Annotated in this window: 15 protein-coding genes; 9 read left to right on the top strand and 6 right to left on the bottom strand. The window is 71.1% G+C overall.

Going from position 1 to position 14289, the window contains the following annotated elements; all coding sequences use genetic code 11:
* Nucleotides 1–89: 89 nt before the first annotated feature.
* Complete coding sequence (locus tag ACZ4TR_RS34225) at nt 90–578, top strand: TetR/AcrR family transcriptional regulator (protein WP_465292014.1); 489 nt, start codon at nt 90–92, stop codon at nt 576–578.
* Between the two features lie 58 nt (nt 579–636).
* On the opposite strand, the gene ACZ4TR_RS34220 is transcribed toward ACZ4TR_RS34225, so the two are convergent.
* From ACZ4TR_RS34220 to ACZ4TR_RS34205, 4 genes are all read right to left on the bottom strand, one after another.
* Complete coding sequence (locus ACZ4TR_RS34220; RefSeq protein ID WP_465291882.1) at nt 637–1428, bottom strand: ABC transporter permease; 792 nt, start codon at nt 1426–1428, stop codon at nt 637–639.
* A complete protein-coding gene (locus ACZ4TR_RS34215) occupies nt 1425–2339 on the bottom strand; it encodes an ATP-binding cassette domain-containing protein (protein ID WP_465291880.1) in 915 nt (304 codons plus the stop codon). Before ACZ4TR_RS34215 ends, ACZ4TR_RS34220 begins: the two co-directional genes overlap by 4 nt.
* Nucleotides 2340–2415: 76 nt before the next feature.
* On the bottom strand, nt 2416–4824 hold the full coding sequence (gene hrpB, locus ACZ4TR_RS34210; protein ID WP_465291878.1) for an ATP-dependent helicase HrpB: 2409 nt from the start codon (nt 4822–4824) through the stop codon (nt 2416–2418).
* Nucleotides 4821–5651 (bottom strand): glutamate ABC transporter substrate-binding protein, encoded by an 831-nt coding sequence (locus ACZ4TR_RS34205; protein WP_465291876.1) that lies wholly within the window; start codon nt 5649–5651, stop codon nt 4821–4823. Before ACZ4TR_RS34205 ends, hrpB begins: the two co-directional genes overlap by 4 nt.
* A gap of 67 nt (nt 5652–5718) precedes the next feature.
* On the opposite strand from ACZ4TR_RS34205, the gene ACZ4TR_RS34200 reads away from it, so the two are divergent.
* The 6 genes from ACZ4TR_RS34200 to ACZ4TR_RS34175 all read left to right on the top strand — a co-directional run bounded on the left by ACZ4TR_RS34200 (nt 5719) and on the right by ACZ4TR_RS34175 (nt 9544).
* Nucleotides 5719–6246, top strand: coding sequence for a MauE/DoxX family redox-associated membrane protein (locus ACZ4TR_RS34200; protein WP_465291875.1), 528 nt, complete (start codon nt 5719–5721; stop codon nt 6244–6246).
* Between the two features lie 72 nt (nt 6247–6318).
* On the top strand, nt 6319–7059 hold the full coding sequence (locus ACZ4TR_RS34195; protein WP_465291874.1) for a DsbA family protein: 741 nt from the start codon (nt 6319–6321) through the stop codon (nt 7057–7059).
* A gap of 111 nt (nt 7060–7170) precedes the next feature.
* On the top strand, nt 7171–7521 hold the full coding sequence (locus ACZ4TR_RS34190; protein WP_465291873.1) for a hypothetical protein: 351 nt from the start codon (nt 7171–7173) through the stop codon (nt 7519–7521).
* Complete coding sequence (locus tag ACZ4TR_RS34185) at nt 7518–8651, top strand: C40 family peptidase (protein WP_465291871.1); 1134 nt, start codon at nt 7518–7520, stop codon at nt 8649–8651. Before ACZ4TR_RS34190 ends, ACZ4TR_RS34185 begins: the two co-directional genes overlap by 4 nt.
* Before the next feature lie 9 nt (nt 8652–8660).
* Nucleotides 8661–9041 (top strand): YbaB/EbfC family DNA-binding protein, encoded by a 381-nt coding sequence (locus tag ACZ4TR_RS34180; RefSeq protein ID WP_364520791.1) that lies wholly within the window; start codon nt 8661–8663, stop codon nt 9039–9041.
* Nucleotides 9042–9046: 5 nt separating this feature from the next.
* Complete coding sequence (locus ACZ4TR_RS34175; RefSeq protein WP_465291869.1) at nt 9047–9544, top strand: YbaB/EbfC family nucleoid-associated protein; 498 nt, start codon at nt 9047–9049, stop codon at nt 9542–9544.
* Between the two features lie 45 nt (nt 9545–9589).
* Here the strand turns inward: ACZ4TR_RS34175 and ACZ4TR_RS34170 are convergent, their stop codons facing one another.
* A complete protein-coding gene (locus ACZ4TR_RS34170; RefSeq protein ID WP_465291867.1) occupies nt 9590–10435 on the bottom strand; it encodes an alpha/beta fold hydrolase in 846 nt (281 codons plus the stop codon).
* 14 nt (nt 10436–10449) lie between these two features.
* A complete protein-coding gene (locus ACZ4TR_RS34165) occupies nt 10450–10941 on the bottom strand; it encodes a mycothiol transferase (protein WP_465291866.1) in 492 nt (163 codons plus the stop codon).
* A gap of 154 nt (nt 10942–11095) precedes the next feature.
* Here ACZ4TR_RS34165 and ACZ4TR_RS34160 point away from each other — a divergent pair, with 154 nt between their 5' ends.
* Nucleotides 11096–12922: a glycoside hydrolase family 3 protein gene (locus ACZ4TR_RS34160; protein ID WP_465291865.1), complete on the top strand. Its 1827-nt coding sequence runs from the start codon at nt 11096–11098 to the stop codon at nt 12920–12922.
* Between the two features lie 34 nt (nt 12923–12956).
* Entirely contained in the window at nt 12957–14234 is a 1278-nt protein-coding gene (locus ACZ4TR_RS34155) for a ThuA domain-containing protein (protein ID WP_465291863.1), read from the top strand.
* Nucleotides 14235–14289: the final 55 nt, after the last annotated feature.

The raw sequence follows: 14289 nt of genomic DNA, 5'->3' as shown, positions 1-14289 counted from the left end.
GTAGAGGACTCTACACCTGTAGAGTGCCCGGCGTGGACCGGCTTTCGCAGATCGGTGATGCGGCGATCGAAGTGATCGCGGCCGAGGGCATGCGCGGGCTGACGCACCGCGCGGTCGACCGTTTCGCCGGGCTGCCGCTCGGCTCGACGTCGTACTACGCGCGCACGCGGGCGGCGCTGCTCGAGCTGACGATGGCGCGGATGGTCGCGCTGGACCAGGTCTCGCCGCGGCCCGGCGGGCTGGCGGAGTCGATCGCGGGCTTCGCGTTCGAGTCGATCACGTCCGGCCGGACCCGGATGCTGGCCCGCTACGAGTTCGCCCTGGAGGCGACGCGGCGCCCGGAGCTGCGTGCGGTCTACGACGAAGGCGGCCTGCTGATCCGCCGCTTGGCGGTGGAGGCCCTGGCGGCCGCGGGGTCCGCCGACCCGGCCCGGCACGCGACGGTGGTGGTGAACTGGCTGGAGGGAACGATCTTCGACTCACTGGCCGGAACGGGTTCTCTTGCACCGCCGACGTTCGAGGCCTTGGTCGACAGCGCGCGGGAGCTCCTGGCCGGGATCGGGATCTCGAGTCCGTGAATGTCGCATTGAGGGACTTCAAGTCCCTCAATGCGACATTCACGGACTTCGGGCCGGGTCAGGCGTCCCGGCGGCGCAACACCTCGGCGCCCGCCAGCAGTGCCGCGCCGGCCCAGGCGGCGCAGATCAGCAACCCTGCCCACGGTGCGTACGGTGCCGGGGCCATCGTGATCGGGTTCGGCCGGCCGGCCTCGACCATCGCGTTCACCCCCGCGATGCCCGGGAAGTACGACACCAGCTCCGGCAGCCCCAGTGACGCCACGATCAGCGGCAGCGGCACCAGCAGCACGATCACCGTCACCAGCGTCCCGGCCGCGCTGCGCAGCGCCCAGCCGACGCCCGTGCACAGCAGCCCCAGCAACGCGAAGTACCCGCCCATGCCGGACGCCGTCGTGAAGCCGGCTTCGAGGGTCGTCGGGTGGCCGTGGCCGTCCTTGACCACCGCCGCCAGCGCCATGCCCGCGCAGGAAAGCCCTACGCCGTAAGCGAAGAGCACCGGCAGCAGCACCGCTGCCTTCGCCAGGGCCACGCGCGAGCGGACCGGTGTCCACAGCAGCGTCGACCGGATGCCGCCGCCGGTGTACTCGCTCGTTACGAACAGCGTCGCGAGCGCGATCACGGCGAACTGCGTCAGGTAGAAACCGCCGCCGAGGGCGATGGTGTTCGCCGCCTGGGGGTCGTCGTCGAAGTGCTGGGCGATCCCGGACAGGGTGCTGTAGCCCAGCATCAGCGCCGTCCCCGTGACCAGGCACCACCAGGTCGCCCGGACCGACCAGAACTTCGTCCACTCCGACGCCACCGCGCCGGACAAGCCGCCCGTCCGCACGCTTGAAGAAGGCACAGTCGTCATGCCGACACCCCGTACTCCACCGAAGAAGCGGTCAGTTCCATGTACGCCTGCTCGAGCGACGCCGTGCGCTCGGCGAGCCCGTGCACGCGGATCCCCAGCTCGTGCACCAGATCGCCGACGCGGGTGACGTCGAGGCCGTCCACCACCAGTTCGCCCGGCCCGCCGGGGTGCGTCGACCCGCCCTCGGCGCGCAGCCGCGCGTCGAGCTCGGCGCGTTCGCCGTCGGACGGGACACGCACCGAAACCGTGGTCCGGGAATTGCCCGCGATGAAGTCCGCGACCGCCGCGTCGGCCAGCAGCTTGCCCTTGCCGATGACGATCAGGTGGTCGGCGGTCAGCTGCATTTCGCTCATCAGGTGGCTGGAGACGAACACCGTCCGCCCTTCGGCCGCCAGCGAGCGCATCAGCTGCCGCACCCAGCGGACGCCGTCCGGGTCGAGGCCGTTGACCGGCTCGTCGAACATCAGGACACCCGGGTCGCCGAGCAGTGCCCCCGCGATGCCGAGCCGCTGGCCCATGCCGAGCGAGAACTGCCCGGCCCGCTTGCCGGCGACATCCGAAAGCCCCACGGTCGCGAGGACCTCTTCGACGCGGCTCGGCGCGATCCCGTTGCTGCGCGCCATGGCCAAGAGGTGTTTCCCGGCGCTGCGGCCGGGGTGCAGTGCCTTGGCGTCGAGCAGCGCGCCGACCTCGCGCAGCGGGTGCCGTAGCTCGGCGTAGCGCTTGCCGCCGACGAGCACCTCGCCCTCTTGCGGGTGGTCGAGCCCGACGGTCATCCGCATGGTCGTCGACTTCCCGGCGCCGTTCGGGCCGAGAAAGCCGGTCACCTGGCCGGGCGCGACGTCGCAGGTGAGCGCGTCGACGACCGTCTTTTCCCCGTAGCGTTTCGTGAGTCCCCTGAGCGTGATCATGGGCCCAGTCTGGGATTTCCGGGACGCCGGGGGCATCGGCCGACGGTCGCGGCCGGACCCCGACTTTCGGCAGGGGTCAGCCGCGGCGGCGGGTGTGCCGGGTCGGGACGGCGGCGGCCGGGTCCTCGGGCCAGGGGTGCTTCGGGTAGCGGCCGCGCAGGTCGGCGCGGACGGCGGGATAGCCGCTGGTCCAGAAGCCCGCGAGGTCCGCGGTGATCGCGGCGGGGCGGCCGGCGGGGGAGAGCAGGTGCAGCACGACCGGGACGCCGGCGAGCGTGGGTGTTTCGGTCCAGCCGAAGGTCTCCTGCAGCTTGACGGCGAGCACCGGCTGGTCGCCGCGGTAGTCGACGCGGATGTGCGACCCGGACGGGACTTCCAGGCGATCCGGGGCGAGTTCGTCCAGTTTGGACGCCTCGGGCCAGGGCAGAAGGGCCTTGAGGGCGGTGCCCGCGTTGATGTTCGCGAGGTCGGATTTCCGGCGCGCGTGCGTCAGGTCCAGCCAGGTGTCCACTTCGGACAGCAAGGTGGTGTCGTCGACCGCGGGCCAGGGCGCGCCGACGACGCGGTGCAGAAACGCCATCCGTTCGCGCAGGCGGATCGCGTCCTGGCTCCACTTGAGGAGGCCGAGGCCGTCTTCGCGGAGGCCGGTGACGAGGGCGTCGTGCACGTTCGCGTCACGCAGGGGTCGCTCGGACAGCGTGATGGCACCGAGCTTGCGGACGCGCCGGGCGACGACGTCGCCGTCCCAGGTGACCTCGTCCACTTCGGACACGGGGCCGACGTGCGTGGCGAGGGCTTCGTCGGCGGCCGCGGCGAGGCGGATGGTGCCGTGGACGCGGCCGGGGTCGCGGGTGGCTTCGGCGATGGCCAGCCATGCGGAATCGAGTCCGCTGCCGGGTGGGAGTTCGGCCGCGGTGCCGCCGGCCATGAGGTAGACGGGCGCACCGCCGGGACGCCGCCGGGCCAGCCGTTCGGGATGCGCGAGCGCGACGACCAGCGCGGGATCGGGCCGCCGCCCTCGGGTGGCTGTACCGGTTTCCGTCACTGAAGACTTCGCGGCCAAGGCCTCGAGTCGCCGCGCTTCGCGTTTCCAGCGCCGGGATCCTTCGTCGCCGGCCGAGCGAAGCCTTCTCAACTCGGCGTTGACGTCCGTCAGCGTCGCGCCCGCGTCGAGCAGCGCCACCACTTCGGCCGCCGCGCGGGCGCCGACCTCCGCGGCGCCGTCCAGCAACGCCCGCGCCAGCCGCGGGTGCAGCCCCAGCTCCGCCATCCGCCGGCCGCGGGCGGTGACCGCTCCGGAAGCGTCCGTCGCGCCCAGCGTGACCAGCAACGCCCGCCCCGCCGCCAGCGCGCCCTCGCCCGGCGGGTCCCACCACGCCAGCCCACTCCCGTCCGGCGTCGACCAGCACGCCAGCTCCAGCGCGAGCCGGGCCAGCTCGGCCGTCCGGATCTCCGGCTCCGGGTAGGCCGGCAGCAACGACTGCTCGTGCTCGGCCCAGCAGCGGTACGCCCGCCCGGGCCCCTCGCGGCCCGCGCGCCCGGAGCGCTGCGTGGCCACCGCCGCCGAGACCCGCACCGTCGCCAGGCCCGGCAGGCCACGCCGGTGGTCGACCCGCGGCACCCGCGCCAGCCCCGAATCCACGACCGCGCGCACACCCGGCACCGTCAGGCTCGACTCGGCCACCGCCGTCGCCAGCACCACCCGCCGGCGGGCACGCGGCCGCATCGCCTCGTCCTGGTGCGCCGCCGAAAGCCGCCCGTGCAGCGGCAGAACGTCCACATCGGACATCGACAGCAACCCCGAAGTCCGCGCGATCTCCCCCGCGCCGGGGAGAAAAGCGAGCACGTCACCGTCCCCTGAGGACAGTGCGGTCCGCACCGCTCGCGCGACGCACGCCTCGATGCGCTCGCTCCGCGCGGGCGGAACGTAGGAAAAGGAAACCGGATACGCCGGCGCCGTGGCCGTGATCACCGGGGCGTCGCCCAGGAGCGTGGCGAGCCGGCCCGCGGCCACCGTCGCCGACGTCGCCAGCAGCCGCAGGTCGTCCCGCAACCCCGCGCGGACGTCGAGCAGCAGGGCCAGCAGCAGGTCCGCGTCCAGGTGGCGCTCGTGGCACTCGTCCAGCAGCACCGTCGACACCCCGGGCAGCTCGGGATCCCCCTGCACGCGCCGCACCAGCAGCCCCGACGTCACGACCTCGATCCGCGTCCGCGCCGACACCTTCCGGTCGCCGCGCACGGCGTAGCCCACCGTCTCGCCGACCGGTTCGCCCAGGATCGCCGCCATCCGCGCCGCCGCGGCCCGGGCGGCCAGCCGCCGCGGCTCGGCGACGACGACGCGGCCGGAACCCGAAGCCAGCGCCAGCGGCACCAGCGTGGTCTTCCCTGTCCCGGGCGGCGCGACGAGCACCGCGGTGCCGTGGGCGTCCAGAGCGGAAAGGACCTCCGGCAGGACGGCGCGGACGGGCAGATCGGGCAGCTTCACTTCTCGGTGACCTCGGGTGGGGCGGGCAGCTGGTAACCGGACGGCCCGATGTTCGCGTTGAGCGAGCGCAGCCATTCGCCGGAGGAGATCATCTTGCGGATCGCGTCGTCGACCGCGGCCACGCCCTGGCCGTCGCCCTTGCGCAGGCCGACGCCGTAGCTCTCCTTCGAGAACGGCTTCCCGACGACCTTCAGCAGCTCGGGGTCGCGCGTGACGTAGCCCGCGAGGATCACCCCGTCGGTGGTCATCGCGTCGATCTGGCCGGCGAGCAGCGCGGTCACGCAGTCCGGGTACCGCGGGTACTCGACCAGCTGCACGGCCTGCGCGAACTTGTCCTTCACCTGCTGCGCCGGCGTCGACCCGGTGACCGAGCACAGCCGCCGCCCGTTGAGCGTCTCCGGGCCGGTGATGTCCGGGGACGTGCGCCGCACCAGCAGGTCCTGCCCGGTGGTGAAGTACGGCCCGGCGAACGCCACCTGCTGCTTGCGCTTGTCGGTGATCGAATAGGTCGCGACGACCAGGTCGACGGCGCCGGAGGTGAGGTCCGTTTCGCGCGTCGCGGACGTCGTCTCGCGCCACGTGATGTCCTTCGCGGCGACACCCAGTTCCGAGGCGACGAAAGTAGCGACATCGACGTCGAACCCGACGAACCGGCCGTCCACGGTGCGCTCGGAAAGCCCCGGCGCGTCGAACCGGATGCCGATGGTCAGGTGATCCGCCGCACTGGCGCGGGTCACCAGCGAGTCGGTCGGTGAGACCTTCGACGGACCGCAGGCCGCCGCCGTGACCAGCAGCAACGCCGAACCGAGGAGCGTCCGCCACCGCATCGCGCCCCTCCCTCCGCCACCGCCGTGCCCTCACGTAGTTCTCAGGTCCTCCCGTTAGCCTAAGTGCGTGGTGCGACCGTCCCAACCCGTACTGGACGCCGTCGGCACGCTCGCCCGGGTCGGGCTGGCGGCCGTCTGGCTCGTTTCGGGTGCGCTCAAGCTGGCGGATCCGGGACAGACGTTGATCGCCGTGAAGGCGTACGACGTGCTGCCGGACGCGCTCGCCAACCTGGTGGCCATCGCGCTGCCGCTCGTCGAGCTCGTGCTCGGGTTGTTCCTGCTCGCGGGCCTGGCGACCCGGTGGGTGGCCGCCGCCTCGGTGGTGCTGCTCGTCGTGCTCATCGCCGGCATCGCCCAGTCGTGGGCGCGCGGCCTGAGCATCGACTGCGGGTGCTTCGGCGGCGGCGGCCAGGTGGCGGCGGGGCAGACCGAATACCCGCAGGAAATCCTCCGCGACTCCGGTTTCGCGCTGCTGGCCGTCTGGCTGCTGGCGCGGCCGCGCACGCTGCTGTCCCTGGACGGCTGGCTCGCGCGAGGTCGCGGGAACTCTGACGAACCCGAGCCCGACTACTCGGGTATCGCGGAAGGGAACTGATACACAGTGGGTGGAGCTGAGCGGACCGCTCGGAAGCGTCGTCAGGCCGCACAGGCCGGGGGAGCGAGGGCGGTGGCCCAGGCCAGGGGCGCGTCGACCGACAAGCGGAAGTGGATCATCGGGATCGCCGCCGTGGTCGTCGTGGCCGCGCTCGTGATCGGCGGCGTGATCTGGACGATCTCGGACAAGAACAAGACCGACGGCCAGGTCATCGACCCCGGGAAGACCAGTGCGCTGGCCGGCGACGTCACACAGAAGCGCGACGGCGTCGTCGTCACCGTCGGCAAGGCGGGCGCGAAGGCCTCGATCGATGTCTACGCCGACTTCCTCTGCCCGATCTGCGGCCAGTTCGAGAAGACCTACAAGACCGACGTCGAGCAGGCGATCAACGACGGCAAGCTGCAGGTGCGCTACCACATGGTGCCGCTGCTCAACGACCGTTCCGACCCGCCCGGCTACTCGCTCGACTCGGCGAACGCGGCGCTGGCCGCGGCCGACGCCGGGAAGTTCCTCCAGTTCCACGACGCGCTGTTCGCGAACCAGCCCGAAGAGGGCAAGCGCGGCTACGACAAGGCGCAGCTGATCAAGCTCGGCGCCGACGTCGGCATCACCGATCCGGCGTTCGCGCAGACGATCAACGCCGGCACCTACGACCAGCAGGTCAACACGGCTTTCCAGCAGATCGAAAACGACCCGAAGCTGGCGCAGGACTTCGGCAACGGGCAGAGCGGCTTCGGCACGCCGACGGTCACGGCGAACGGCGCGATCGTCAACTGGCAGGACGCGGGCTGGCTCGCGAAGGTCACCGGCTGAGTCCGGGCAATTCGCCCACCCGGGTACGGACCGTGGTTTAGGCTGGATCCCGCACCAGGGGAACCGGGGGTGGCGCGCGCACGTCGCACCTTCCGGTGACAGGGAGGGCCAGTGGACGGTTCGCATCAGGGGTTTCACGTCGACGACGGCGCGTACGCGCGGTACGCCCGCGAGGTCGACCCGCTCGGGGACGACGTCAAGGGCGCGGCCGACAACCACGTCGGCCCGCACGTGACGCTCGGTGGCCACGGCTTCTCCGAGATGGGCGGCGAGTCCGGCTTCTCCGGCGCCTACAGCGGCCGGATGCGCGCGCTGCAGGAGCGGATGCACCGCGTCGGCGGTGGCTGGCGGCAGGTCGGCGAGGCGGCCCGGCAGACCGACCGCAACTACGCGGCGGTCGAGGGCGAGCACGGCGACGTCGTCCGGCGCCTCGGCGGCGACCTCGGGCAGGACCGCCCGTGACCGAGCACCACACCGACCAGCTCGTCCGGCACAGCCTGGAACCGACGAACCAGTTCGCGCAGAAGCTGCGGCACGACCCGGCCGCCATCGGCGGCGCGCGAGACGCGCACGTCGCGCTGCAGACGTCGGTGGGCCACACCCGTGACACCGCGGCCGACCAGCGCGTGAACCTGACCTCCGCCAGTTCCGGCGCGACGACCGACCGCGCCACCGCGACGTCGCAGAGCCTGGAGAAGGAGGTCCAGGACCTCCTCGACGAAAGCGCCGAGATCGAGAAGGCCGTCGCGGAGGCGGCCGAGAGCCTGCACGTCGGCGAGATCAAGAACGACCAGGTCCGCGACCAGATCATCAAGGAGATCTCGGCGTCGATGAAGGCGCTGGCGGCGGTCAAGTCGATCCAGCCGCCGGAGAGCCGCGCCGCCGCGTCGCGCGACATCCTGATGAAGCTGCAGACGAAGATCAGTCAGCTCACCGGCCAGGCCGCGACCTTCAGCGAGCAGACGATCAACCAGCTCACCGACATCGGGACCAGGCTCGGCGGTGGCGGCGAGCAGACGACGTCGGCGAGCAGCGCGTCCTCGACCAAGGTGGGTTCGTCCTTCAACAGCAACAGCGGCTACTCCGGCGGTGGGGACTCCGGAGGCGGCGGCGGTGGGGGCGGCGGCGGTGGCGGGGGCGGCGGCGCCGTGCACAAGCCGCGGCTGCCGGTCGCGATCCCGCCGCAGCCCGGCTCCGGCGTCGCGATCAACCTGCCCGGCGGCAAGCAGGTCATGGCGCCCAACGAAACCGCGGCGAAGGCCGTGCGCAACGCGCTTTCGCAGCTCGGCGTGCCGTACGTCTGGGGCGGGACCGCGCGCGGTCAGGGGCTGGACTGCAGCGGCCTGACCATGACGTCGTACCAGGACGCGGGCCTGCAGCTGCCGCGGACGGCGAAGATGCAGACGGTCGGGGCCGAGGTTCCCTCGATCGACCAGCTGCTGCCCGGCGACCTCGTCGTCTGGTCGGGGCACGTGGCGATGGTGATCGGCGACGGCCAGATGATCGAGGCCGGCGACCCGGTGCAGATCAGCAAGATCCGCACCACGAACGCGGGACAGTCGTTCATCGGCTTCTACCGCCCGACCGGCTAGGTTTCTCCGGTGGCCGAATTCGACATGGACCTGGCTTCCTCGCGGATCGCCGAGCAGGCGGACCGGGCCGGCGCGGAAGCCGAAGCGCGCTTCTCCCGATCCGGCCCGGTGGTCGGCAAGGCGTCGTCGCCGGACAGCACGATCGAGGTCCAGGTGGCGCCCGGCGGGTTGCTGACCGGGCTCACCATCCACCGGTCGGCGCTGCGGCACGGGTCGTCGGTCATCGCCGACCAGATCCTCGAGCTGGCGCAGCGCGCGACCCGCCGCGCGGGCGACAAGATGTACCACGCGCTGGCGCCGGTGGTGGACGCGTCGCAGCTGGAAGTCCTGGGCTATGAACCCATCCCGGACGACGACCCGGACGCCGACAGCTACTCGTACGGAAGGTGAGCGCGATGCCCACGACGCGTGAGCTGATTTCCCAGGCGCGGGCGCGCGAAGAGGCGATGGCGCGCGTGGACGAGCTCCTGGCGTCGGCGTCCGGCACGGCCCACGACCTCGACGGCCAGGTGGAGGCGACGGTCGACGGCCGCGGCAAGCTGCTGCGGTTGTGGCTGGCGCCGTCGGCGGTGAACCTGGGTGAGCGCCTGGGGCCGCTGGTGGTGGAGATCGCCCAGGCAGCCATGCGGGAGGCGACCCAGGACGGCTACAACAAGGTCGCTTTGCTGCTGGGCGAAGACATGACGTACATGATCGAGCAGATGACGGGCATGCCGGCGCCCGCGCGAGCCGAGGACGACGACCCGGGGATGACGGTCGAGGAGTTCCAGCGGCTGCGGGCGGAGCGCCTCGGTTCCGCGCCCCCGGAATCACCCGAACCGGTGACGAGCGTCGAGGACGAGGACGCTTATTGGGAGTCCTTCGACCCGGCTTCGTTGCGCTCGGATCGCTGAGCCGCCCCCGTTCTCCACGCTACCGGGGGCCACCGACAGTTCCGGTCAGTCCAGCTGCGCCACGAGGGCGACGACGTCGTCGAGATGGGCCGGCGTGGTCAGGTGCCCCATGCCCGGGAACACCCGGACGTCGCCGCCGAGCGTGCGGTGCACCGCCGGGCCCAGGCGGTGCGGCGGCAGGAAGCGGTCGTGCTCCCCGACTCCGACTACGCACGGCTGTCCGGCGCGGCGAGCCAGGAGCTCCCCCGGCAGCGGCGGCGGGGCCAGCGTCGTGCGGCAGCAGCGGGCCACCAGCGTCATCCACTCCACCTCCGTCGCGGGGGGTTCCTCGCCGGGGCCGACGAACAACCGCAGCATCCGGCGGGTGTTCGCCGTGGTGGGGCGCAGCAGCCAGAGCGTCGAGGCCAGTGCCAGGCGCGGGTTCACGCTCAGCCGCACGATCCCGGCCGGGGAGATCAGCGCGCGCGCCGCGATGCGGGGCGAGCCGGCGGCCAGGACGACGGCGGCCCCGAGCGAGTTGCCCACCAGCACGACGTCTTCGGCGTCCATCGCCGTGAGGACCTCGTCCACGACCTGGCCGTACCACGCGGACCTGTTTCGCCGGGGCCGGCGCGGGTCGCCGAGGCCCGGCTGGCCGGGCAGATCCACCACCGTCGTCGGCCGGCGGGCCGACAGCGCCCGCAGCCACGGCAGCGCCACGGCCGCCGTGAAGCTGGTGCCCGGGACCAGGACGACCCGAGCCGGGCCGGCGCCGGCGGAGGTCAGCTCCACCCGGCCCGCGCTGGTCGTCACCGTCCGGCGGTTGATCGGGAAGTCCGCTCGGGCCAGCGCTTCCGTGCACCACCGCTGCACCTCGCGCTGCCCGCGCGGGTTCTGGTAGACGACCGGCATCGCGCCAGTGTGGCTCACCCCAGCTGCGCGGTCGAGTTCGCGCCGTCCAGGGACTCGCGGATGATGTCCGCGTGGCCCGCGTGCTGGGCCGTCTCGTGGATCAGGTGCAGCACGATCCGGCGCGCCGACCAGATCTGCGGCTCCGGGGGCGACCACGGCGTCGTCGGCAGCTGGACCTCGACGTCCAGCGAGGGCAGCGAACGGACATGCGCGTCGGTCTCGGCAGCCGCGGCCGAGTAGGCCGAAAGCCAGTGCGAGAGGGTCTCGCTCATCGAGTACTGCGCCGTGTCGAGCATGCCGTCCGGGAGTGAGCCGTCCGCGGACTTCAGCACCTGGAGCCACAGGCGCTCGCCCGTCGCCAAGTGGCGGATCAAGCCGCCCAGGGTCAGTTCGCTGACCGTCGTGCGCTTCGCCGCGTCGGCGTCCGAAATGTCCCGGGTGGGGATCAGCAAGCGCTTCCGCACTTCCGCCAGCAAGCCCAGGAGGTCTTCGTGTTCGCGAGTCATGGGACGACCGTAGAAGCGAATTAGGCCAGTTCGTGACCGCGATCCGGAATCCCGGTGAGCGGAAACCGAGTTCGGTCAGAGGTCTGGACCAACGCGGAAACACTGTGTCTTAATTCAAGGCGTGAATTTCGGTCTCTCGACGAGGAGGACCCGGATGGGGCTCGGACGCAGACTGGGCATCGGCGCGCTGGCACTGGGGTTGCTGGTGGCGTCGGAGACTCCCGCCCTCGCCGGGAACAGCCCGGCGTACAAGGATTCCTGGCGCCCGGTGAAGGTCCGGGTCGCCGACCTGATGTCCCGGATGACCCTCGACGACAAGCTCGGCCAGATGATGCAGGCCGAACGCCTCGGGGTCGCCGGCCCGGCGGACGTCACCACCGGCCGGCTCGGCTCGCTGCTCTCCGGCGGCAGTTCGCAGCCGACCCCGAACACGCCGGTCACCTGGGCCGACATGTACGACGGCTTCCAGAAGGCCGCCCTCGCCACGCCGCTGGGCATCCCGCTCATCTACGGCGTCGACGCCGTCCACGGGCACAACGGGCTCTACGGCGCCACCGTCTACCCGCACAACATCGGCCTCGGTGCGACGCGCGATCCGCGGCTGGTGGAGAAGATCGGCCGTGCCACCGCGGAAGAGGTCTCCGGCACCGGCATCGACTGGGACTTCGCGCCCTGTCTGTGCGTCGCCCGCAACGACCGCTGGGGCCGTACTTACGAATCCTTCGGCGAGGTCCCGCAGCTGGCCACCGAGATGACGTCGATCATCACCGGCCTGCAAGGGCGTTCGCTCGATCGGCCGGGCTCGGTCCTCGCCACGGCCAAGCACTACGTCGGCGACGGCGGCACCGCCGGCGGTGTCAACGAGGGCAACACCGAGATCAGCGAGCAGGAGCTGCGTCAGATCCACCTGCCGCCGTTCAAGGCCGCCGTCCAGCGCGGCGTCGGGTCGGTGATGATCTCCTACAGCAGCTGGAACAGCGTGAAGCTGCACGCCAACTCGTACCTGATCAACGACGTCCTGAAGAAGGAACTCGGCTTCACGGGCATCGTCGTCTCGGACTACAACGGCGTCGACAAGATCGACGGCAAGACCGGCTTCACCCCCGAAGAGGTCGAAGCGTCGATCAACGCGGGCATCGACATGGTGATGGTGCCCTACGAGTGGCGGAAGTTCATCGACACGCTGCGCACGCTGGTCCAAGAAGGCCGCGTGCCGATGGCACGGATCGACGACGCGAACAAGCGCATCCTGACGAAGAAGTTCGAGCTCGGCCTCTTCGAGCACCCGCTCACCGACCGCCGGTTCCTGGCCACGATCGGCAGCAAGCAGCACCGTGACCTGGCGCGTCAGGCCGTCCGCGAGTCCCAGGTGCTGCTGAAGAACGAGAACCACGTGCTGCCGCTGTCCAAGCGCGAGAAGATCTTCGTGGCCGGCAAGAGTGCGGACGACATCGGCAACCAGTCCGGCGGCTGGACGGTCGGCTGGCAGGGCACCAGCGGCCCGGTGATCCCCGGCACCACGATCCTGCAGGGCATCAAGAGCACATCCTCGAACGTGACCTTCGCCAAGGACGGCACCGGGATCGACCAGAGCTACGACGTCGCCGTCGCCGTCGTGGGGGAGACGCCGTACGCGGAGGGCAAGGGCGACCGTCCACAAGGGATGGGACTCGACGCGACCGACCTCGCCACCCTGCAGAAGCTGAAGGACTCCGGGGTGCCGACGGTGGTCGTGCTGGTGTCGGGGCGTCCGCTCGACATCGCGGCGCAGCTGCCGGACTGGGCCGGGCTGGTCGAGTCGTGGCTGCCGGGCAGCGAAGGCCAGGGCGTCGCCGACGTCCTCTTCGGCGCCTACAACCCGACCGGCAAGCTGCCGGTGACGTGGATGCGCAGCGCCGACCAGCAGCCGATCAACGCGGGCGACGGCAAGCCCGCGCTGTTCCCCTACGGCTACGGCCTCCGCTACTCGCGCCACTGGTGACCGTTTCCCCGCCCCCACCGGAAGGAACACCCGCATGTCGTCAAGATCCCGCCGTCCGCTGATCCGGATATTGGCCTTCTTCGCCGCCTGCCTGGGGCTCACCCTCGGCGCTCCGGCCGTGCAGGCCGCGACGCCGTTCAAAGTGCTCGCCTTCTACAGCGGCACGTACGACGCCGCGCACATCAGCTTCGAGAAGGAGGCCAACGTCTGGTTCCCGAAGCAGGCGGCGGCCAACGGCTTCACCTACACCGCGACGACCGACTGGAACCAGCTGACGACCCTCACGCCGAGCCAGTACCAGGTGGTGATGTTCCTCGACGACCAGCCGCAGTCGCAGGCGCAGTTCCAGGGTTTCCAGCGGTACATGCAGGCGGGCGGCGCCTTCTACGGCTTCCATGTCACGGCCTACAACGACGCCGACACGCCGTCGTACGCCAACTGGTTCCACAACGACTTCCTCGGCACCGGCCGGTTCGCCTCGAACACGTGGGGCCCGACGGCGGAGACGCTGAAGATCGAGAACCGCACGCACCCGTCGACGGTGAACCTGCCGTCGACGATCAAGTCGTCGACGTCCGAGTGGTACGCCTGGCAGAACGACCTGCGCCAGAACGGCAACATCACCATCCTGGCGTCGATGGACCAGTCCACGTTCCCGATCGGCACCGACCCGAGCCAGACCTGGAACAGCGGGTACTACCCGATCGCGTGGACGAACAAGAACTACAAGATGATCTACTCGAACTTCGGGCACAACGCGATGAACTACGACACGAACACCGCGCTGTCCTCGACGTTCGAAAGCGCCGACCAGAACCGGTTCCTGCTCGACGGCCTGAAGTGGCTGGGCGGCGGCTCGACCACGCCGACCGACCCGGGCACGATCGACCCGTCGGCCTGGTACGCCGTGGCGAACAAGGCGTCCGGCAAGTGCGTCGACGCGCGCGCCGCGGGCAGCACCAACGGCACCGTGATCCAGCAGTACACCTGCAACGGCACCACGGCCCAGCAGTACCAGTTCGCCGCGACCAGCGGCGGTTTCGACCGGATCAACAACCGCACCAACCCGGCCGAGGTCATCGACGTCACGAACGTGGCGACGACGGACAACGCCGGCCTGCAGCTGTGGTCCTACAGCGGCGGGAACAACCAGCAGTGGCAGCCGGTCTCGGAGGGCAGCGGGTACTACCACTTCGTCGCCCGCCACAGCGGCAAGTGCCTCACCGTGCCGGGAGCGTCCACCGCGGACAGCGTCCAGCTGGTCCAGTCGGCCTGTGACGGCGGCGCCGCTCAGTCGTTCAAGGTCGCCTAGGGGGATGCGGCACGGCGCCTCCTCAGTTAACATGAATGCTCTTCACGTTGGCTGA

The sequence above is a fragment of the Amycolatopsis sp. NPDC028719 genome (genome assembly GCF_055565395.1).
Note: the sequence above shows the minus strand (reverse complement) of the source record. Positions and strands in the feature narration are given on the sequence as shown.